This window comes from Pengzhenrongella sicca (assembly GCF_017569225.1).
Taxonomy (GTDB): Bacteria; Actinomycetota; Actinomycetes; order Actinomycetales; family Cellulomonadaceae; genus Pengzhenrongella; species Pengzhenrongella sicca.
Genome location: NZ_CP071868.1, coordinates 3490487 through 3510765, shown reverse-complemented (window position 1 = coordinate 3510765; position 20279 = coordinate 3490487). Strand labels below are relative to the sequence as shown.

General features: G+C 72.5%; 17 protein-coding genes. 14 read left to right on the top strand and 3 right to left on the bottom strand.

All coding sequences use genetic code 11. The features are described 5' to 3' along the window. The first annotated feature begins 18 nt into the window (after positions 1-18). On the top strand, positions 19-1557 hold the full coding sequence (locus tag J4E96_RS16135) for an ABC transporter permease (RefSeq protein ID WP_227423080.1): 1539 nt from the start codon (positions 19-21) through the stop codon (positions 1555-1557). Next, entirely contained in the window at positions 1554-4211 is a 2658-nt protein-coding gene (locus J4E96_RS16130) for an ABC transporter ATP-binding protein/permease (RefSeq protein ID WP_227423079.1), read from the top strand. Before J4E96_RS16135 ends, J4E96_RS16130 begins: the two co-directional genes overlap by 4 nt. 220 nt (positions 4212-4431) lie before the next feature. On the opposite strand, the gene J4E96_RS16125 is transcribed toward J4E96_RS16130, so the two are convergent. Continuing rightward, positions 4432-5052, bottom strand: a complete 621-nt coding sequence (locus tag J4E96_RS16125; RefSeq protein ID WP_227423078.1) for a PH domain-containing protein — start codon at positions 5050-5052, stop codon at positions 4432-4434. 251 nt (positions 5053-5303) lie between these two features. Further along, a complete protein-coding gene (locus J4E96_RS16120) occupies positions 5304-5570 on the bottom strand; it encodes a hypothetical protein (protein ID WP_227425854.1) in 267 nt (88 codons plus the stop codon). On the opposite strand from J4E96_RS16120, the gene J4E96_RS16115 reads away from it, so the two are divergent. The 9 genes from J4E96_RS16115 (at position 5455) to J4E96_RS16075 (ending at position 16832) form a co-directional block, all read left to right on the top strand. After that, entirely contained in the window at positions 5455-7026 is a 1572-nt protein-coding gene (locus tag J4E96_RS16115) for a peptide ABC transporter substrate-binding protein (protein ID WP_227425798.1), read from the top strand. The genes J4E96_RS16120 and J4E96_RS16115 overlap by 116 nt on opposite strands. Before the next feature lie 162 nt (positions 7027-7188). Further along, positions 7189-8115, top strand: a complete 927-nt coding sequence (locus J4E96_RS16110; RefSeq protein WP_227423077.1) for an ABC transporter permease — start codon at positions 7189-7191, stop codon at positions 8113-8115. Beyond that, entirely contained in the window at positions 8108-9055 is a 948-nt protein-coding gene (locus tag J4E96_RS16105) for an ABC transporter permease (protein WP_227423076.1), read from the top strand. The genes J4E96_RS16110 and J4E96_RS16105 overlap by 8 nt, the downstream gene beginning before the upstream one ends. Further along, positions 9052-10782, top strand: a complete 1731-nt coding sequence (locus tag J4E96_RS16100) for a dipeptide ABC transporter ATP-binding protein (RefSeq protein WP_227423075.1) — start codon at positions 9052-9054, stop codon at positions 10780-10782. The genes J4E96_RS16105 and J4E96_RS16100 overlap by 4 nt, the downstream gene beginning before the upstream one ends. A 146-nt stretch (positions 10783-10928) precedes the next feature. Further along, a complete protein-coding gene (typA, locus tag J4E96_RS16095; RefSeq protein ID WP_227423074.1) occupies positions 10929-12842 on the top strand; it encodes a translational GTPase TypA in 1914 nt (637 codons plus the stop codon). A 27-nt stretch (positions 12843-12869) separates the two neighbouring features. Beyond that, a complete protein-coding gene (locus J4E96_RS16090) occupies positions 12870-13931 on the top strand; it encodes a PIG-L family deacetylase (RefSeq protein WP_227423073.1) in 1062 nt (353 codons plus the stop codon). Next, the gene (locus tag J4E96_RS16085; protein WP_227423072.1) at positions 13928-14326 is read left to right on the top strand and encodes a hypothetical protein; all 399 of its coding nucleotides are present in this window, start codon (positions 13928-13930) and stop codon (positions 14324-14326) included. Before J4E96_RS16090 ends, J4E96_RS16085 begins: the two co-directional genes overlap by 4 nt. Further along, positions 14323-14832, top strand: coding sequence for a flavin reductase family protein (locus tag J4E96_RS16080; RefSeq protein ID WP_227423071.1), 510 nt, complete (start codon positions 14323-14325; stop codon positions 14830-14832). The genes J4E96_RS16085 and J4E96_RS16080 overlap by 4 nt, the downstream gene beginning before the upstream one ends. A gap of 125 nt (positions 14833-14957) precedes the next feature. Beyond that, the gene (locus J4E96_RS16075) at positions 14958-16832 is read left to right on the top strand and encodes a VanW family protein (RefSeq protein WP_227423070.1); all 1875 of its coding nucleotides are present in this window, start codon (positions 14958-14960) and stop codon (positions 16830-16832) included. Positions 16833-16877: 45 nt separating this feature from the next. Here the strand turns inward: J4E96_RS16075 and J4E96_RS16070 are convergent, their stop codons facing one another. Beyond that, entirely contained in the window at positions 16878-17132 is a 255-nt protein-coding gene (locus tag J4E96_RS16070; RefSeq protein ID WP_227423069.1) for a putative acetyltransferase, read from the bottom strand. Positions 17133-17227: 95 nt separating this feature from the next. On the opposite strand from J4E96_RS16070, the gene fdxA reads away from it, so the two are divergent. From fdxA to J4E96_RS16055, 3 genes are all read left to right on the top strand, one after another. Further along, entirely contained in the window at positions 17228-17554 is a 327-nt protein-coding gene (fdxA, locus tag J4E96_RS16065) for a ferredoxin (RefSeq protein WP_227423068.1), read from the top strand. 50 nt (positions 17555-17604) lie between these two features. Beyond that, on the top strand, positions 17605-18729 hold the full coding sequence (gene dapC / locus J4E96_RS16060) for a succinyldiaminopimelate transaminase (protein WP_227423067.1): 1125 nt from the start codon (positions 17605-17607) through the stop codon (positions 18727-18729). 213 nt (positions 18730-18942) lie between these two features. Then, entirely contained in the window at positions 18943-20247 is a 1305-nt protein-coding gene (locus J4E96_RS16055) for a citrate synthase (RefSeq protein WP_227423066.1), read from the top strand. Positions 20248-20279: the final 32 nt, after the last annotated feature.

Genomic DNA, 20279 nt, shown 5'->3' with positions numbered 1-20279 from the left:
ATGGGCCGGCGGTAGCGCGTGCTCGTCTACGCCGTGCGGCGGGCCGTCGCCTCGACGCTCCTCGTGCTCGTCTCGACCGCCGTCATGTACGTGCTCGTCGCCCTGTCCGGCAACCCGCTGCGCGACCTGCTGGCGTACAACGGGCCGGGCCGGACCGAGCGCCTCGAGGCGCGCACTGCCGCGCTGAACCTCGACGTCCCGGTCCCCGGCCGGTACCTGCTGTGGCTGCAGGACGTCGCGCGCTGCGCCGTGCCCGGCGGCGACGGCTGCACCCTCGGCCTCGACCGGCAGGGGCGCCCCGTCCTGCCGCAGCTCGAGCTCGCGCTCGGCTCAACGCTGCGGCTCGTGGTCGCGGCGACCGTCCTGTCGCTCGTGCTCGGGGTCGTCGCCGGGATCGTTACGGCCCTGCGGCAGTACTCGGCGCTGGACCACACGGTGACGCTCGTCGCCCTCATGTGCTTCTCGCTGCCGGTGTTCTGGGTCTCCACCCTCCTGAAGCAGTACGTCGCGATCGACCTGAACACCTGGCTCGGCGAGCCCCGGCTGACCGTCGCGTCGATCGCCGGCGTCGGCGCGGCCGCCGGGCTCGCGTGGGCGCTCGTCGTCGGCGGAGACGCGCGCCGCCGGCTCGTCGTCGCGGGCCTGGCGGGGACGGCGACGGCCGGCACCCTCGCCGCGCTGCTGGCCTCGGGCTGGTTCGTGCGCCCGGCGCTCGGGGTCGCCGGCATCGCGGCGTCGGGGCTCGTCGCCGCGTTCGGGTGGACGGCGCTCCTGGCCGGCCTCGGGCCCCGGAGCCGGCGCACGCTGGCCGCGGGTGCGGCGGCCGCAGTGGCCGGTACCGCCGTCGTGGCGGCGGCCGGGCCGGTCCTGGGCGCCGCGACGTGGGCCGGCCTCGCGGCGCTCGCCGCCGCCACGATCGCGCTCGCCGTTGGCGCCGCGTGGTGCGCGGGCGGCGCTGGTCGGCGTCGGGCGGCGCTGATCGGCGGGCTCACGGGCGCGTGCGTCGCCGCCGCGGCCGCCGTCGACCAGCTCCTGCGCGCGTACCCCGCGCTCTTCCGGTCGACCGGTGGCCGGCCGATCGCGACCACCGGGTCGCAGACGCCGAACCTGGGTGGCGGGTTCTGGGAGACGAACCTCGACGTGCTGACGCACCTGGCCCTGCCGACCCTGGCGATCATGGCGATCTCGTTCGCGAGCTACGCGCGGTTCACGCGCTCGAGCCTGCTCGACGTGCTGACCCAGGACCACGTGCGCACGGCCCGGGCCGCTGGCCTCGACGAGCGGACGGTCGTGCTGCGGCACGCGCTGCGCACGGCCCTCCTCCCGCTCGCGACCCTCGTCGCGTTCGACCTCGCCGCGGTCTTCGGCGGCGCGGTCGTCGCCGAGACGGTGTTCGGCTGGAACGGCATGGGCCGGATGTTCACCACGGCCCTGACCGCCGTCGACCCCAACCCGGTGATGGCCTTCTTCCTGGTGACGGCCGTGGCGACCGCCGCGTTCAACCTGTGCGCGGACCTGGCGTACGCGAGCCTCGACCCGCGGATCGTGCTGCGATGACGCTGCGCAGTTTCGCCCGGCACCGGGGCGCCGTCGTCGGGCTCGTCGTGCTCGTGACGATCGTCGTGCTCGCGGTGAGCGCGCTCGGCGTCGGGCCGGTGCCGGGGTGGTGGCCGCTCGACTACCGCGTGCCGATGCCGATCGTCGACGGTGGCCGGCCGACGCTCAGCGCGTGGCCGCCGAGCCTCGGGCCGCACCCGTTCGGCCAGGACAACCTCGGGCGCGACTACTTCGCGCTCACTCTGCAGGGCGCTCGGCAGTCGCTCGTCATCGCACTCGTGGTGGGCCTCGTCGGCACCGTGCTGGGAGCGGTCGCCGGCGCGTGCGCCGGGTACTACCGCGGCGCGGTCGAGGCGGTGCTCATGCGCCTGACGGACGTTCTGCTGACGATCCCGCTGATCGCCGTCGCCGCCGTCGTGGCCGGGCACGGCCGGGGGCTCGGCGGGGTCTGGGGGCTGGGGCTGTTCCTCGGCCTGGTCACGTGGCCCCCGCTCGCCCGCCTGGTCCGCAGCGAGGTGCTGACGCTGCGCGAGCGCGAGTTCGTCGACGCCGCGCGCACCCTCGGCGCCACCGACGCCCGGATCCTGCGCCGCCACGTGCTGCCGAACGCCGCCGGCGTCATCATCGTGTCCGCGACGCTCGCGGTCTCGTCCGCGATCCTGCTCGAGTCCGCGCTGAGCTACCTCGGCTTCGGCGTGCAGCCGCCCGGGACGTCGCTCGGCCAGCTCATCAACGACTACCGGTCCGCGATGACGGTGCGGCCCTGGCTGTTCTGGTGGCCCGGCCTCTTCATCGTCGCGATCGCGCTGTCGGTCAACCTCCTCGGCGACGGGCTGCGGGACGCGCTCGACCCGCGTCAGCTGCGCGGCGCGCGCCGCGGCGCCAGCGCGCGCTCGCCCGACGCGCCGGTTCCAGCCGAGCCCGCGCCCGCCGCGCCCGGCCCCAGCCCCGTGCTGGAGGTGCGCGACCTGGGAGTCGAGTTCGCGGTCGACGGCGCGTGGGTGCCTGCGGTGCGCGACGTCGGCTTCGCGATCGCGCCCGGCGAGGTGCTCGCGCTCGTCGGTGGCTCGGGCGCGGGCAAGTCGGCGTCCGCGCTCGCCATCCTCGGCCTGCTCCCCGCCTCGGCGCGCAGCACGGGCTCGGTCCGGCTCGCGGGTGCGGAGCTGCTCGGGGCGCCCGCGGCGGCGCTGCGCGCGGTGCGCGGCACCGCGGTCGGCGTGGTGTTCCAGGAGCCCGCGACGGCGCTCAACCCGGTGCTGACCGTCGGGAGCCAGGTCGCCGGGGTGCTGCTCGCGCACCGGACGACCTCGCCCGCGCGTGCGCGCGCGCGCACGCTCGAGCTCTTCGCGCTCGTGCGCCTGCCCACGCCCGCGGCGACGTTCGGGGCGTACCCGCACCAGCTCTCGGGCGGGCAGCGTCAGCGGGTCATGATCGCGATGGCGATCGCGTGCGACCCGGTGCTGCTCATCGCGGACGAGCCGACCAGCGCGCTCGACATCGTGACCGCTGCCCAGGTCCTCGACCTGCTCCGGGAGCTGCCCGGTCGGCTCGGCCTCGCGATCTTGCTCATCACGCACGACCTGGGTGTCGTGGCCGACCTCGCGGACCGCGTCGTCGTGCTGGACCGCGGGCGCGTCGTCGAGTCCGGGCCGGTCCGGCAGGTGCTCGTGGCGCCGGCACACCCCCGCACGCGCGCCCTCGTCGATGCGGTCCCGGTCCTGGTCTCGGTCCTGGGCCGGGCGCCGGCGGCTGGGCCGGCCCAGGCGCCGGGGGCAGCCGCGCTCGAGGTGCGCGACGTCGTCGTCGACTACCCAGGGCGCCGGCGCACGCCGCCCGTCCGCGCCGTCGACGGCGTCTCGTTCGTGCTCGCCCCCGGCGAGATCCTCGGCCTCGTGGGGGAGTCGGGCGCGGGCAAGTCCACCCTCGGGCGGGCGGTCGTCGGGCTGGCGCCGCTGTCGGGCGGCTCGATCGCGGTCGCCGGCGCGGCTGTCCGTGACCGCGGGGCGCACAGCCGTGGCGCGCACAGCCGGCCGGGCGTGCACAACCAGCCGGGGGCGCGACGGGCGCGACCGCCGCGCCCGCGCGCGGCGATCGTCTTCCAGGACCCGGGGACGTCGCTGGACCCGCGCCTGACGGTCGGGGCGTCGATCGGCGAGCCGCTGCGCCTGCACGACCGGCTCGGCGGGGTCGGGCTCGACCGCCGCGTCGACGCGCTGCTCGACGACGTCGGCCTGCCGCGCGCGTACCGCACCCGGTTCCCGCACGAGCTCTCGGGCGGCGAGCGGCAGCGGGTCGCGATCGCGCGCGCGCTGTCGCTGTCGCCCGACCTGGTGGTCGCGGACGAGCCGACCAGCGCGCTCGACGTCGTCGCGGCCGCGCAGGTGCTGGACCTCCTGCGCGCGCTGCAGCGCGCGCGGGGCTTCGCGTGCCTGTTCATCAGCCACGACCTGGCGGTCGTGGAGCGGGTCGCGTCACGGGTCGCGGTGCTGCGCCGGGGACGGCTCGTCGAGATCGGCCCGTGCTCCGACGTCCTGACCAGCCCGCGAGCGGAGTACACGCGGGCGTTGATCGCCGCGACCCGGGTGCCTGATCCCGACGCACAGCGCGCGCGCCGCGCGGCCCGCGCGCGGCTACCCGCCGCCGAGGACCTCTGATCGGCTCTCCTCGCCGCTGGGCCGGCGCGAGTGTGGGCGTTCTGCTCCGTGTGGCGCACGTGTGGGCGTTCGGTCCCTCGGAAGGGCCCCGGACCGGCAGATCCGCCACACCTGCGCGCTTTCGAGCAGATTGCCCACACTCGGTGTGCAGGGAGGTCGACGCTCTCGAGGTCCCATAGCGCCCGGGCGCCGGGGCGGGCGGTCGGGAAGCTCGAGCCGCTCAGCCGACCGAACGCGCGAGCCACAACGCCGCGGCGATGCCCACGGCGGCGAGCACCGCGCGCGCGGGGCGGGTGCGCACCCCGGGTCCCGGCCCGCCGCTCGCGGCGCCCGGAGGCTCGTCCTCGGGAGCCCGGTCCCACGCGCGGCGGACCCAGTCGGCGACGGCGCCCGAGGGGGTCTCGACCGACCCGCTCACGGTCGGCAGCTCGCGCGCCGGGTCGAGGCCCATCGCCGCGACCTCGCGCGGGGTCAGGCGCGCGTCGGCGAACCGGCCCGCGGCGGGCGCGGCCCAGGCGGCGAACCGTCGACCATCGCGGGTCACGAGGGTCAGCGCGTACTGCGTGCGCACCTCGGCGAGCTCGGCCCACGGCACGTCGACGTCGCGCAGCACGCCCCGCAGCGCGACCCCGGCGGGGCCCACCGTGACGGTCGGCCGCACCAGCACCGCGGCGGCGGCGGTCGTCGCGAGCACGATCGCGGGGAGCTGACGCAGGAGTCCCGCCGCGCCGTCGTCGACCACCGCGGACCCGGCCCACGCCAGCGCGCCCAGCGCGAGGACGACCGCGACGGGCAGGGCCGACCGCGGGCGGAAGACCTGTCCGGACGGCGCGCTCGACATGCCGGACATCGTGGCACGCGGGCGAGCGGTGAGTCGGCGGCGCCTGGTGTAGCACGCTTCGCCGCGGCGCGCGCGGAGCGTGTCCGAATCAGGTCCCGGCGGGCGCCGCGCAGGGCGCCGACCGGCGCCGTTTTAGCATCGACGCGGCACGTGACCGTCTCATATCGTGGACGTTACCGGCCAGTATCGATCGTGTAACGATCGGGCCGACGGCCACGAAGGTGGTCGGCGAGCGCTGCTCCGTCTGTAATCTAAGCCTCATCCCATGGCGGAGCGTGGGCAAACGCGGGCCGGTCCGGTCCAGGGTTTGTCACGGTCACGGTGCCGCCATTCCATTCAGGAGGAACATTGAAGATCAGGCGCATCGCCGGCTTCGCAGCGTCAGTTGCAGTGGGTGCTCTCGTGCTCACGGCCTGCAGCGACAGCCCGAGCGACACCGAAAGCAGCAGCTCCAGCAGCGACGGGGCCTCGAGCGGGATCGTGTCGGCCTGGGGCAGCGAGCCCCAGAACCCGCTCATCCCGACGAACACCTCTGAGGTGGGCGGAGGCAAGATCTTGGACCTGATCTACGCGGGCCTCGTCTACTACGACGCCGACGGCGCTGCTCACAACGAGGTGGCCGAGTCGATCGAGACCGAGGACGCACAGAACTACACCGTGACGCTCAAGGCGGACCAGACGTTCACGAACGGCGACCCGGTCACCGCGCAGAGCTTCGTCGATGCCTGGAACTACGGCGCGCTGCTGAGCAACGCGCAGCTGGGCAGCTACTTCTTCGATGACATCGAGGGCTTCTCGTACGACGTCGACTCCCCGCTCACCGGGCTCGTTGTTGTCGACGACACGACGTTCACCGTCAAGCTGTTGCAGCCTGAGTCCGACTGGCCCCTGCGCCTGGGCTACTCGGCGTTCTACCCGCTGCCGGCGGTCGCGTTCGAGGACATCGCCGCGTTCGGCGAGAACCCGATCGGCAACGGATCGTACAAGCTGGCCGAAGAGGGCTCCTGGGAGCACAACGTCGGGATCAGCCTGATCCCCAACCCGGACTACACCGGTGACCGCGTCGCGCAGAACGGCGGCGTCGACATCAAGTTCTACGAGACGCTCGACGGTGCGTACAACGACCTGCTCGCGGACCAGCTCGACGTGCTCGACAGCATCCCGGACAGTGCCTACTCGACGTTCCAGGACGAGCTGGGCGACCGGGCCGTGAACCAGCCTGCCGCGATCTTCCAGTCCTTCACCATCCCGCAGGGCCTCGCGCACTTCTCGGGCGACGAGGGCAAGCTGCGCCGCCAGGCGATCTCCAAGGCGATCAACCGTGAGGAAATTACGGACGCGATCTTCCAGGGAACTCGTACCCCCGCCTCCGACTTCACATCGCCGGTCATCGACGGCTGGTCCGACGCGATCGAGGGCTCGGAGGTGCTGGCATTCGACGAGGAAGGCGCCCAGGACCTGTGGGCCCAGGCTGACGCGATCTCGCCGTGGGAGGGCACCTTCACCATCGGCTACAACTCCGATGGTGGGCACCAGGCGTGGGTCGACGCGGTGACGAACAGCATCAAGAACACCCTGGGCATCGAGGCACAGGGCAACCCGATCCCGACGTTCGCTGATTTCCGGACTCAGGTGACTGGCCGGACGATTGCCGGAGCGTTCCGCACGGGATGGCAGTTCGACTACCCGTCCCTGTACAACGGGCTTGCCCCGCTGTACGTCACCGGAGCCGGTTCCAACGACGGCGACTACTCGAGCCCCGAGTTTGACGCGCTGCTTAAGGAGGGTGCCGCAGCGAAGTCTGTCGAAGATGCGAATGCGCTCTTCGAGCAGGCGGAAGAGATCCTGTTCCAGGATCTGCCGGCCATCCCGCTGTGGTACGCCAACGTGACGGGCGGTTCGTCGACGCTGGTGGACAACGTCGAGTTCGGCTGGAACAGCGTGCCGCTGCTGTACCAGGTCACGAAGGACTGACCTAGCACCATCCGTCGTGGGGGTGGGGACCTGACCAGGTCCCCACCCCCGCGCATGTCCGAACCCGCACTGAGCGAAGTCGTGCCGCGCACCGCGCACGGTCTAGAGTGACGCGCCGTTGGCTGAACGACAGCCGAACCGTCCTGACGAGAAGGAGACCTGATGGCCTGGTACATCGGGCGCAGGGTCTTGCAGATGATCCCGGTGTTCCTCGGGGCGACGCTGCTCATCTACGCCATGGTCTTTGCCCTGCCCGGGGATCCCGTGCTTGCCCTGGGCGGTGACCGTGGCCTGAACCCCGCCGTCGCCGAGCAGATCCGGGCGGAGTTCAACCTGGACAAGCCGTTCATCGTCCAGTATCTGCTCTACCTCAAAGGCATCCTGACCCTCGACTTCGGCACCACGTTCTCGGGCCGCGAGGTGATCGACGTCATGGGTGAAGCGTTCCCCGTGACCTTCAAGCTCGCGATCATGGCGCTGGTCTTCGAGGGGTTCTTCGGAATCGTCCTCGGGCTGGTGGCCGGACTGCGCAAGGGCGGCTTCTTCGACGCGACCGTGCTGCTGGTCAGCCTGCTCGTAATCGCCCTACCCACCTTTGTCATCGGCTTCGTGGTCCAGTTCATCGTGGGGGTCAAGCTGCGCTGGCTGCCACCGACCGTGGGCGGCGACGTCAGCTTCCAGACGCTGCTGATGCCCGCCATCGTGCTGGGCGCGGTCTCGTTCGCGTATGTGCTCCGACTGACCCGTACCTCCGTCTCGGAGAACCTGACCGCGGACTTCGTCCGGACGGCGACGGCGAAGGGGCTCTCGCGCAACCGGGTCGTTACCGTGCATGTGCTGCGCAACTCGCTCATCCCCGTCGTGACCTTCTTGGGCAGCGACCTCGGCGGGCTGATGGCCGGCGCGATCGTGACCGAAGGGATCTTCAACATCCCCGGCGTCGGCAACACCCTCTACAAGGCGATCCAGCAGGGGCAGGCCCCCACGGTCGTGTCCCTCGTGACGGTCCTGGTGGTCGTCTACATCGTCGCCAACCTTTTCGTAGACCTGCTGTACGCGGCCCTGGATCCGAGGATTCGATATGCCTGAGCTCAACCGCCCCAACCAGGCGCACTTCTTCGCGGACTTCGACCAGGCGACGCTCGGCGCCGTCGACCGGGTCGACGAGTCGGGGGACCCCGCGAGCCTGTGGTCGGACGCGTGGGACAACCTGCGCCGGCGGCCGCTGTTCTGGGTCTCCGCCGTCCTCATCGTGCTCGTGATCGCGGTCGCCGCGTTCCCAGGCCTGTTCAGCTCGCTCGACCCGCGGTTCTGCGAGCTCAAGTACAGCCTCGACCCGCCCCGCGGCGGGCACCCGTTCGGCTTCGACCGGCAGGGCTGCGACATCTATTCGCGCACGATCTACGGCGCTCGCGCCTCGGTCTTGGTCGGCGTGCTCACGACCATTGTGGTCACTCTCCTCGGCTCCGTCGTCGGCGCGTTCGCCGGGTTCTACGGCGGCTGGTTCGACTCGGTGCTCTCGCGGATCACGGACATCTTCTTTGCGATCCCGCTCGTGCTCGCGGCGATCGTCGTCATGCAGATGTTCAAGGACGACCGCACCGTCACTACCGTCGTGATCGTGCTCGGCGTGTTCGGCTGGCCGCAGATCGCGCGCATCACGCGCGGCGCGGTGATGAGCGTCCGGAACGCAGACTTCATCACGGCGGCCAAGGCGCTCGGCTCGTCGCGCTTGATGAGCCTCGCCCGGCACGTCATGCCGAACTCGGCCGCGCCGATCATCGTCACGGCGACCGTCTCGCTCGGGATCTTCATCGTCGCGGAGGCAACGCTCTCGTTCCTCGGCATCGGACTTCCTCCGTCGATCACGTCGTGGGGCGCCGACATCTCCAAGGCCCAGACGTCGCTACGGAGCCAACCGTCCGTGCTGTTCTACCCGGCCGGGGCGCTCGCCCTCACGGTGCTCAGCTTCATCATGATGGGCGACGCCGTGCGTGACGCCCTGGACCCGAAGGCGCGCAAGCGATGACCCAGGACTTCCCGACCGGCCCCGCGCCGGTGACCGCGCCGGGCAGCGCCACGCTCGGTGACACGCCGCTGCTCGAGATCCGCGGCCTCGAGGTCTCGTTCTCGACCGCCGCGGGCCTCGTGAAGGCCGTGCGCGGCGCGGACCTCACTGTGTACCCGGGCCAGACTGTCGCGATCGTGGGCGAGTCCGGCTCGGGCAAGTCGACGACCGCGCACGCGATCATCGACCTGCTCCCGGGCACGGGCAAGGTCACGGCGGGCTCGATCTTGTTCGACGGCATCGAGATCACCACCGCGAGCAAGAAGGAGATCGTCGCGTTGCGCGGCAACCAGATCGGTCTGGTGCCGCAGGACCCGATGTCGAACCTCAACCCGGTGTGGAAGATCGGCTACCAGGTTAAGGAGGCGCTCAAGGCGAACGGCATTGCCACGGGCAAAGCCGCCGACCTGCGCGTGACCGAGCTGCTCACCGAGGCCGGGCTGCCCGACGCGGCTCGCCGCGCCAAGCAGTACCCGCACGAGTTCTCGGGCGGAATGCGCCAGCGCGCGCTCATCGCGATCGGGCTCGCGGCGCGGCCGAAGCTGCTGATCGCCGACGAGCCGACCTCGGCCCTCGATGTCACGGTGCAGCGCCAGATCCTCGACCACCTTGCGACCCTCACGCAGGAGCTCGGCACCGCGGTTCTGTTCATCACTCACGACCTGGGCCTGGCCGCCGAGCGCGCCTCGCACCTCGTCGTGATGTACCAGGGCAAGATTGTCGAGTCCGGTCCGGCGCGGCAGATCCTCAGCGAGCCGCGGCACCCGTACACGCAGCGCCTCGTCGCCTCCGCGCCGTCGCTCGCCTCGCGGCGGATCCAGAGCGCCAAGGAGCGCGGGGTCAAGCCCACCGAGCTGCTCGCGCAGACCGGGGGCGACGGCGTGAGCTCCGCCCGCGACGACGTCGTCGTCGTCGAGAACCTCACCAAGGTGTTCCGCCTGCGCGGCGGCCGCCCGGGCGCCTCGAAGGACTTCAAGGCCGTCGACGACGTCTCCTTCACGATCAAGCGCGGCACGACCATGGCGCTCGTGGGCGAGTCGGGCTCGGGCAAGTCGACCGTCGCCAACATCATGCTCAACCTGCTGGACCCCACCGAGGGGAAGATCCGGTTCGAGGGCACCGACCTGAGCACGCTGGGCCGCAAGGAGCTCTTCGCGTTCCGCCGGCGCGTCCAGCCGATCTTCCAGGACCCGTACGGCTCGCTCGACCCGATGTACTCGATCTACCGGACGATCGAGGAGCCGCTGCGCACGCACAAGATCGGCGACAAGAAGTCGCGGATCAAGAAGATCCGCGAGCTGCTCGACATGGTCGCACTGCCGCAGTCCACGATGCGGCGGTTCCCGAACGAGCTCTCCGGCGGGCAGCGCCAGCGGGTCGCGATCGCGCGGGCGCTCGCGCTCGAGCCCGACGTGATCGTCTGCGACGAGGCCGTCTCGGCGCTCGACGTGCTCGTGCAGGCGCAGATCCTCACGCTCCTGAACGACCTGCAGGCCGAGCTGTCCCTGAGTTACCTGTTCATCACGCACGACCTCGCGGTCGTGCGCCAGATCGCCGATCAGGTGTGCGTGATGAAGAACGGTCGCGTCGTCGAGGCGGCCACCACCGACGAGGTCTTCGACCACCCGCGCGAGGCCTACACGCAGGAGCTCCTCGCCGCGATCCCGGGCGCGAAGCTCGAGTTCTAGGCCCCTTTCCGGCCACTCGCCTGCGCCGTCTCGACGGCCGGCCGGGGGCCCGCACTGATCCGCTCGGCAGAGGCCGAGGTTGCCCCAGGGTAAGATTGTCGCGCGCCCCACGTCGCGGCGCTCCCCAATATGTGAAACGAGTCCTCATGTCTGTGCGCACCGACTTGCGCAACGTCGCCATCGTCGCCCACGTCGACCACGGCAAGACCACGCTCGTGGACGCGATGCTCAAGCAGTCCGGAGCGTTCGGCACGCACGACGCCCACCCGGACCAGCGATCGATGGACTCGGGTGACCTCGAGCGCGAAAAGGGCATCACGATCCTCGCGAAGAACACCGCGGTCCACTACACGGGCCCCGCGGCCGTCGCGGCCGGGCACCCCGAGGGCATCACGATCAACGTGATCGACACCCCCGGCCACGCCGACTTCGGTGGCGAGGTCGAGCGCGGCCTGTCCATGGTCGACGGCGTCGTGCTGCTGGTCGACGCGAGCGAGGGCCCGCTCCCGCAGACGCGATTCGTGCTCCGCAAGGCGCTCGAGGCGAAGCTTCCCGTCATCCTGCTCGTGAACAAGGTCGACCGGCCCGACTCGCGCATCACCGAGGTCGTCGCCGAGTCCACCGACCTGCTGCTCGGGCTCGCGAGCGACCTGCAGGACGAGGTCCCCGACCTCGACCTCGACGCGATCCTCGACATGCCCGTCGTCTACGCCGCGGCGAAGACCGGGCGCGCCTCGCTGAACCAGCCCGCCGACGGCAGCCAGCCGGACTCCGAGAACCTCGAGGCCCTGTTCCAGGTCATCCTCGACAAGATCCCGGCGCCGACCTACACCGAGGGTGCGCCGCTCCAGGCCCACGTCACCAACCTCGACGCGTCGCCGTTCCTCGGCCGCCTCGCGCTCCTGCGCGTGTTCAACGGCACGATCCACAAGGGTCAGACCGTTGCCTGGGCGCGCGCCGACGGCTCGCTGCAGAACGTGCGCATCACCGAGCTGCTCGAGACCAAGGCGCTCGACCGGGTGCCCACCGACTCCGCGGGCCCCGGCGACATCGTCGCCGTCGCCGGCATCGCCGACATCACGATCGGCGAGACGCTCACGGACCCGGACGACCCGCGCCCGCTGCCCCTGATCAAGGTCGACGACCCCGCGATCTCGATGACCATCGGGATCAACACCTCGCCGCTCGCCGGCCGGGGCGGCAAGGGCCACAAGGTCACCGCCCGCCAGGTCAAAGACCGCCTCGACAAGGAGCTCGTCGGTAACGTCTCGCTCAACGTCCTGGCGACCGAGCGCCCCGACGCGTGGGAGGTCCAGGGGCGCGGCGAGCTCGCGCTTGCCATCCTCGTCGAGCAGATGCGCCGCGAGGGCTTCGAGCTCACCGTCGGCAAGCCGCAGGTCGTCACGAAGCGGATCGACGGCAAGGTGCACGAGCCGATGGAGCGCATGACCATCGACGTCCCCGAGGAGTACCTCGGCGCGGTCACCCAGCTGCTCGCCATTCGCAAGGGCCGCATGGAGACCATGTCGAACCACGGCACGGGCTGGGTCCGCATGGAGTTCAAGATCCCGGCGCGCGGGCTCATCGGCTTCCGCACGCAGTTCCTCACGGACACGCGCGGCACCGGCATCGCGTCGTCCATCGGCGAGGGCCACGAGCCCTGGGCCGGCCCGATCGAGACCCGCATCAACGGGTCCCTGGTCGCCGACCGGTCCGGCGTCGTCACGCCGTTCGCGATGATCAACCTCCAGGAGCGCGGGTCGTTCTTCGTCGACCCGACCCAGGTCGTCTACGAGGGCATGATCGTCGGCGAGAACTCGCGCAACGAGGACATGGACGTCAACATCACGAAGGAGAAGAAGCTCACGAACATGCGCGCCGCAGCCAGCGACACGTTCGAGAACCTCACTCCGCCGCGGCACCTCACGCTCGAGGAGTCCCTCGAGTTCGCGCGCGAGGACGAGTGCGTCGAGGTCACCCCCGACGTCGTCCGCCTGCGCAAGGTTGTGCTCGACCAGTCCGACCGTGCCCGCCTGTTCTCCAAGGCCAAGCGCGTCTGACCTGTACGTCCCGCGGAGGAGGGTGTCATGACACCTTTCTCCGCGGACGCGGCGGGCTCGCCCGGCGGTCTCGTCGCGGTGCACGCCCACCCGGACGACGAGACGCTCGCGACCGGGGCGCTGCTGGCGAACTGGGCCGCCGCCGGGCGGCCGGTCACGGTCGTGACCTGCACGCGCGGCGAGCTGGGCGAGGTGATCGGGCCCACGCTCGCGCACCTCGAGGGCGACGGTCCCGCGCTCGCCGCGCACCGCGAGCTCGAGCTCGCCGGGGCGCTGCGCGCGCTCGGCGTCCGCGACCACGTGTTCCTCGACCAGCTGGACCCCGCCCTGGCCGACGGCGGACCCGCCGGCCCGCGCCGATTCTCCGACTCCGGCATGGCGTGGGCGGGCGCCGGCCACGCGGGCCGCCTCGACGAGCTGCCCGACGGCGCGTTCGTCGCCGTCCCGCTCGACGGGCCCGCGCTGGCGCTGGCGCGGCTGCTGCGCGCGCGACGCCCGGAGGTCGTGGTGACCTACGAGCCCGGCGGCGGGTACGGCCACCCCGACCACGTCCGCGCGCACGACGTCACGATGCTCGCGCTCGCGCTGGCCGCCGACGGGGGCCTCGTCCTCGGCGGAGCGCCGGCGTACGCCCCCGCCGCGGTGCTCTGGTGCGCCGTGGCGGCCGGCGCTCTGCGGGCCGCCTACCAGGAGCTGCGCGCGCGGGAGCTGACCGCGCCGATCGCGGGCGCCGAGCCGCCCGTCGGGTCGCTCGCGCTGCCGGACCCGGTGGGGCCGCTGCCGTCCGTCGCGGTCGCCGACGCCGCGATCGACGTCGAGGTGGACGTGACCAGCGTGCTGGACGCCGTCGCCGCCGCGCTCGCCGCGCACGCGACCCAGGTGCACGCGATCGCGATCGACCCTGACCCTGACCCCGACCCCGATCGCGCCGCCGCCGGGGCGGGCGTTGCCGGGGCGGGCGTGGTCGGGTGCTACGCGCTCAGCAACGACGTGCTAGCGCCGCTGCTGTCGCGCGAGTCGTACCGCTTCGCGCCCGGCCAGCGGCGCTCCCCGGTGCGCTGGCCGGCGGGGGTTCGCCCGGTAGCGTGAGCACCATGGTCCTGTCGGCGCGCGGCGCACTCCTTCCCAGCCTCGGCTCGCTCGGCATCGGCCTGCTCATCGGCGCCGCCGGCACCGCCGCGCACCGCGCCTACCAGCCGTGGGCCGTCATCGGCTGTCTCGCGCTCGTCCTGGCCTCCGCGGTGCTCGCGCGCGCCTGGGGCGGGATGCTCGCGCTGCTCGCCTACGGGGTCGGCTGGGTCGCCGTCGTGCAGGTGCTCTCGCTCACGGGCCCGGGCGGCGACGTGCTCATCCCGGCCGGCCAGGTCATCGGCTACGGGTGGCTCGTCGGCGGGATGCTCGCCATCGCGGTGGCCGCCTTCTGCCCGCGGCGGTGGTTCAGCGACGAGGTTCCGGCGCCGACCCCCGCCCTGCCCGGGACATGACCGCGCCCGGGCCCGCCGGCTCGAGCGACTCCGACGGCTTCCGGGCGGCCATCGGGCGGCTGCCCGCCGGCGTGGTCGTGGTGACCCTGCGCTGGCGCGACCTCGACTACGCGATGACCGCGAGCGCGGTCGCCTCGGTCTCGTTGGACCCGCCGCTGCTGCTGTTCTGCGTGCACGAGGATGCGCGGTTCCGGGCCGCGCTCGAGCACGTGGGGCAGTGGTCGCTGAGCGTGCTCGCGGACTCGGCCGCCCCGGTCGCCGACTGGCTCGCCTCACCCGGCCGCCCCGTCGTTGGCCAGCTCGGGCGCGTCCCCCACACGGCGGGGCCGGCGACCGGCGCCGCGCTCGTGGACGACGCCGCCGCGTGGTTCGAGTGTCGCACCCAGGCCATCCATCGGGCGGGCGACCACGACATCGTGGTCGGCGAGGTGATCGAGTTCCGCCAGGGTGAGCCGGACGCGGGCGGCCTCGTCCACCTGCGCGGACGGATTCGCCCGGTGCGCTGAGCGCGGCCACGGCGCGAAGGCGCCGCCACCCCGTAGAATCACGAGGCGGCGGGTGCCTCCCGGACGCGTCAGCGCTGCAGTGGAGAAGGAACCCGATGGTGAACAAGGCCGGCAAGGATACGGACGTGGGCTCCGACGCCGATATCAGCACGAGCGGGGCCGCCCCCACGCCGTCGCCGTCCGCGCCCACCTCCGCGCCGGCCGAGCGCGGCCCGTTCAGCCCCGTCTCGCGCCCGGCCGACGACGAGCCGGCAGGGCGCGGCGGCGAACCCACGCCGCCCGCCCCGTCGCCGCTCGACGAGTTCGAGGCCGACGAGCCGCGCCGCCGCTGGCCGCGCGTGGTTCTGACGATCGTCGGCGTCGCCGTCGTCCTGGGCGGCGCCTACGTCGGCGCCTCGTGGGCCCTGAGCGACCGGGTGCCGCGCGGCACGACCGTCGCCGGCATCGAGATCGGCGGCCAGGACGCCGCGACCGCGACCGCGACGCTGGAGGACGGGCTGGCGAGCCTCGTCGCCGAGCCGATCCCCGTCGTCGCCGGCGAGAACAGCACCACGGTCGCCCCGGCCGACGCCGGACTGGCCTTCGACGCGGAGGCGACCGTCGCGGCGCTCACCGGGTTCGACCTCCAGCCGCTGCGGCTGTGGCACCACATCGTCGGGCTCGGCGCGGCCGAGCCGGTGACCTCCGTCGACGCCGCCGCGCTCGACGCGGCGGTCGAGACCGTCGCCGCCGCGCTGGTCACTGAGCCCGTCAACGGCGCGATCGTCTTCGCCGACGGCGCCGCGCACGCGACGCCTGCCGCCGACGGCGCGGCCGTCGATACCGCGGCGGCCGCCGCTGTCCTCACGGGCTCGTGGCTCACCGCGGCCCGGCCGCTCGAGCTGCCCACCGAGGTGCTCGAGGCCGACATCACGCAGGCCGAGACCGACCGCGCGATGGCGGACGTCGCCGAGCCGCTCGCGCGGGCGCCGATCGCGGTCGCGGTCGCCGACCAGACCGTTGAGCTCCCGGCCGCGGCGGTCACGGCCCTCGCGAGCTTCGTGCCGACCGCGTCCGACCTGGCCCTGCAGCTCGACGCGCCCGGCCTGGTCGCGGAGCTCGTCGCCCGGACGACGAACCTGTTCACACCGTCGGCGGACGCCTCGTTCGCCTTCGAGAACGGGGCACCCGTCATCGTGCCCGGCGTCGCGGGCACCACGCTGGACCCCGCGACCCTTGCCGCGGCGGTCGCCGCCGCGGCCACCGCCGACGACCGGACGGCCCGGGTCGAGCTCATCCCGAGCGACCCCGCGCAGTCGACCGCCGCGCTCGAGGCCCTCGGCGTCAAGGAGCTCGTCTCCGAGTTCTCGACGCCGCTGACGAACGAGCCGCTGCGGACCGAGAACCTCGCGGTCGGCGCCAGCAAGATCACGGGCACGCTCGTCCTGCCCGGAGCCACCTTCAGCCTGACCGACGCGCTCGGCCCCGTGACCGCCGCGGCGGGCTTCAACGAGGCATGGGTCATCGTCGAGGGCGAGCACGTCAAGGGCATCGGTGGTGGCCTGTCGCAGATGTCGACCACGACCTTCAACGCCGCCTACTTCGCGGGCTTCGAGGACGTCGAGCACACGCCGCACTCCGAGTGGTTCTCGCGCTACCCCGAGGGCCGCGAGGCAACCCTGTACACCGGCTCCATCGACATGAAGTTCAAGAACACGTCGCCCTACGGCGCGCTCCTGCAGTCCTGGATCGAGGGCGGCCGGCTGCACGTGGCGATCTGGGGCACCAAGTACTGGACGGTTGAGACGAGCACCAGCGGTCGCTCGGGCGTCGTGTCGCCCACGACGGTCTACTCCGAGTCCGCGACCTGCACGTCGCAGTCCGCGGGCAACCCCGGGTTCTCGGTCACGGTGACCCGCACGCTCTCGCTCAACGGCGCGGTCGCCGAGACCACGAGCCGCACGACCCGGTACAAGCCGCAGAACGCGGTCGTGTGCGGCGCCAAGCCGGCGGCGCCCTGAGTCGGGCCCGCTCAGGCCTGGTGGCCGCTGAGTCCGGTCGGCCGCTCAGTCCGGCTGCCGGGGCGCGCGGCGCGGTGGCGCCGGCGGGATGACCTTGCCGAGCGCGATGTCGGCGGCCGGTACGTGCACGGGCCCGCGCCGGGTCTCGATGCGCACGCCGGTGCCGTCCGAGGCGAGGACCTCGCCGAGAACGTCGGAGTAGCCGCCCTCGCTCAGGCGGCGCCGGACCACCACGCGCGTGCCCGTCGGCCAGGCGCGCCACGGCTCGGGCGCCGGGGTCGGGCCGACAGTGGTGGTCATCACGCGGGACGTACGAGTGTCGGAGCCGTCACCTAGTGGATACTAGACAGGCCGCCGAAGGCGTACCCGATCGAACGGGCCCAGGAGGATCGACCGTGACGTATGTCATCGCCCAGCCGTGCGTGGATGTCAAGGACAAGGCGTGCATCGAGGAATGCCCCGTCGACTGCATCTACGAGGGCAAACGGTCGCTCTACATCCACCCGGACGAATGCGTCGACTGCGGCGCCTGCGAGCCCGTCTGCCCCGTCGAGGCGATCTACTACGAGGACGACACGCCGCCGCAGTGGGCCGAGTACTACAAGGCGAACGTCGAGTTCTTCGACGACCTGGGGTCCCCGGGCGGCGCGGCCAAGCTGGGCATGATCCCCAAGGACCACCCCATCATCGCGACGCTTCCCCTCCAGGTGGTCACCGAGTAGAGCGCGGCGACGCCGTGCGCTCGACCCCGCCCGCGACCCCGGCGCCCTAGATGGGCTTCGAGGTCGGCGCCCTCCCGGTCTTCCCGTGGAACACTCTCGCGCCCTACGCGGCGATCGCCCGCGCTCACCCGCGCGGCATCGTCGACCTCTCGGTCGGCACGCCGGTCGACCCGACGCCCGCCGTCGTGCAGGCCGCGCTGGCCGCCGCAGCCGACTCGCCGGGCTACCCCACGACGCACGGCACGCCCGCGCTCCGGCAGGCGGTGGTCGACTGGTTCGCCCGCCGCCGCGGCGTGCCCGGGCTGGACCCGGCCGCGGTGCTGCCGACCGTCGGCTCGAAGGAGTTCGTGGCGCTCCTGCCGTCGCTGCTCGGCCTCGGCGCGGGCGACGTCGTCGTGCACCCGAGCACCGCCTACCCGACCTACGACGTCGGCGCGCGGCTCGCGGGGGCGACGCCGCTGCCCGCCGACGACGTCGACGCCTGGCGCGGCCAGGACGTCGCCCTGGTGTGGCTCAACTCGCCCGGCAACCCCGACGGCCGGGTGCGCTCGGCCGCCGAGCTGCGCGCCGTCGTCGACGCGGCCCGCGCGGCCGGCGCCGTGGTGGCCTCGGACGAGTGCTACGCCGAGCTCGCCTGGGACGAACCGTGGGCCAGCGGCGGCGTGCCCAGCCTGCTCGACCCCCGCGTGAGCGGCGGCGACCTGACCGGGCTGCTCGCGGTGTACTCGCTGTCCAAGCAGTCCAATCTCGCCGGGTACCGCGCCGCCTTCGTCGCGGGCGACCCGGCGCTGGTCGCCGGCCTCGTGGAGACCCGCAAGCACCTGGGGATGATCGTGCCCGGCCCCGTCCAGGCCGCGATGACGGCGGCGCTGGCCGACGACGAGCACGTCGCCGTGCAGCGCGAGCGGTACCGGGTCCGGCGGGCCCGGCTGCTCGGCGCGCTCGGGGCCGCGGGGCTCGAGGTGGACGGGTCGGCCGCCGGCCTGTATCTGTGGGCGCGGCCGGCGGGCGCGGGTCAGGACTGCTGGTCGACGATCCGCGACCTCGCGGAGCTGGGCATCCTCGCCGCTCCCGGGAGCTTCTACGGCGTCGCTGCGGCGGGTCACGTCCGGCTCGCGCTCACCGCGACCGACGAGCGCATCGCGGAGGCGGCGGCCCGACTCACCGGGGCCTGACGCGGGGAAGGGCACCCCCGGGCTTCAGATGTGATCCGGATCACGCCCGGACCGGGACTTTGGTGCCCGGAGCGCTCGTCGCGGGCTGGTAGCGCGGGTAGCGTGAGCGCGAGTCAACGACGTCTACCAGGTCCGACCGACTCCGGTCGAAAAGCCAAGAGTCGTTCCCGGGCCGCGAGAACCTCGCGAGCGGGCAACGCAGGAGGGAACCGCATGTCCGAGACCGTCAAGGCAACGACTGCCCGACTCACCATCGGGGAATCCGCGATCGAGCTGCCCGTGGTCCGGGCGAGCGACGGGAACGACGGGATCGTCGTGTCCTCGCTGCTCAAGGAGACCGGCGTCGTCACCATGGACCCGGGGTTCATGAACACCGCCGCGTGCGACTCGGAGATCACGTACATCGACGGCGACGCGGGCATCCTGCGCTACCGCGGCTACCCGATCGAGCAGCTCGCCGCGAAGTCGAGCTTCCTCGAGGTCGCGTACCTGCTCATCCACGGCGCGCTGCCGACCGCGACCGAGCTCGACTCGTTCGTCGAGCGCGTGAACCGGCACACGCTGGTGCACGAGGACTTCCGGACGTTCATGGGGACCTTCCCGCGCACGGGGCACCCGATGGCGGTCATGTCGTCGGCGGTCAACGCCCTGTCGACCTTCTACCCGGAGTCGCTCGACCCGTTCGACCCGGAGACGATCGAGCTCGCGACCGTCCTGATCCTGGCCAAGACCCGCACGATCACGTCCTACCTGCACCGCAGCGCCGTCGGCGAGCCGCTGCTGTACCCGGACTACTCACGCGGGTATGTCGAGGACTTCCTGCGCATGACGTTCGCGGTGCCGTACCAGCAGTACGACCCGGATCCGACGACCGTTGCGGCGCTCGACCAGCTGCTCATCCTGCACGCCGACCACGAGCAGAACTGCTCGACGGCCACCGTGCGCATGGTCGGCTCCAGCCACGCGAACCTCTACGCCTCGATCGCGGCTGGGATCAATGCCCTCTCGGGCCCGCTGCACGGCGGCGCGAACGAGGCCGTCCTGAAGATGCTCACGGAGATCAAGGCCGGCGGCGGCGACGCCCGCGAGTTCATGACCCGCGTGAAGAACAAGGAGCAGGGCGTCCGGCTGATGGGCTTCGGCCACCGGGTCTACAAGAACTACGACCCGCGCGCCGCGATCGTCAAGAAGAGCGCCGACGCGGTGCTGCAGAGCCTCGGCAGCGAGCACGACGACCTGCTGGACCTCGCGATGAGCCTCGAGGAGATCGCGCTGAACGACGAGTACTTCATCGAGCGCAAGCTGTACCCCAACGTCGACTTCTACACCGGCCTGATCTACAAGGCGATGGGCTTCTCGGACCAGATGTTCACACCGCTGTTCGCGCTCGGGCGCATGCCCGGCTGGATCGCGCAGTGGCGCGAGATGATGAGCGACCCGCAGACGAAGATCGGCCGGCCCCGGCAGGTCTACACCGGCGCGGTCGAGCGGGACTACCTGCCGGTCGAGTCCCGCTAGGGCCGCAGCGGCCGCGCCCGCCCGTTCCGGGC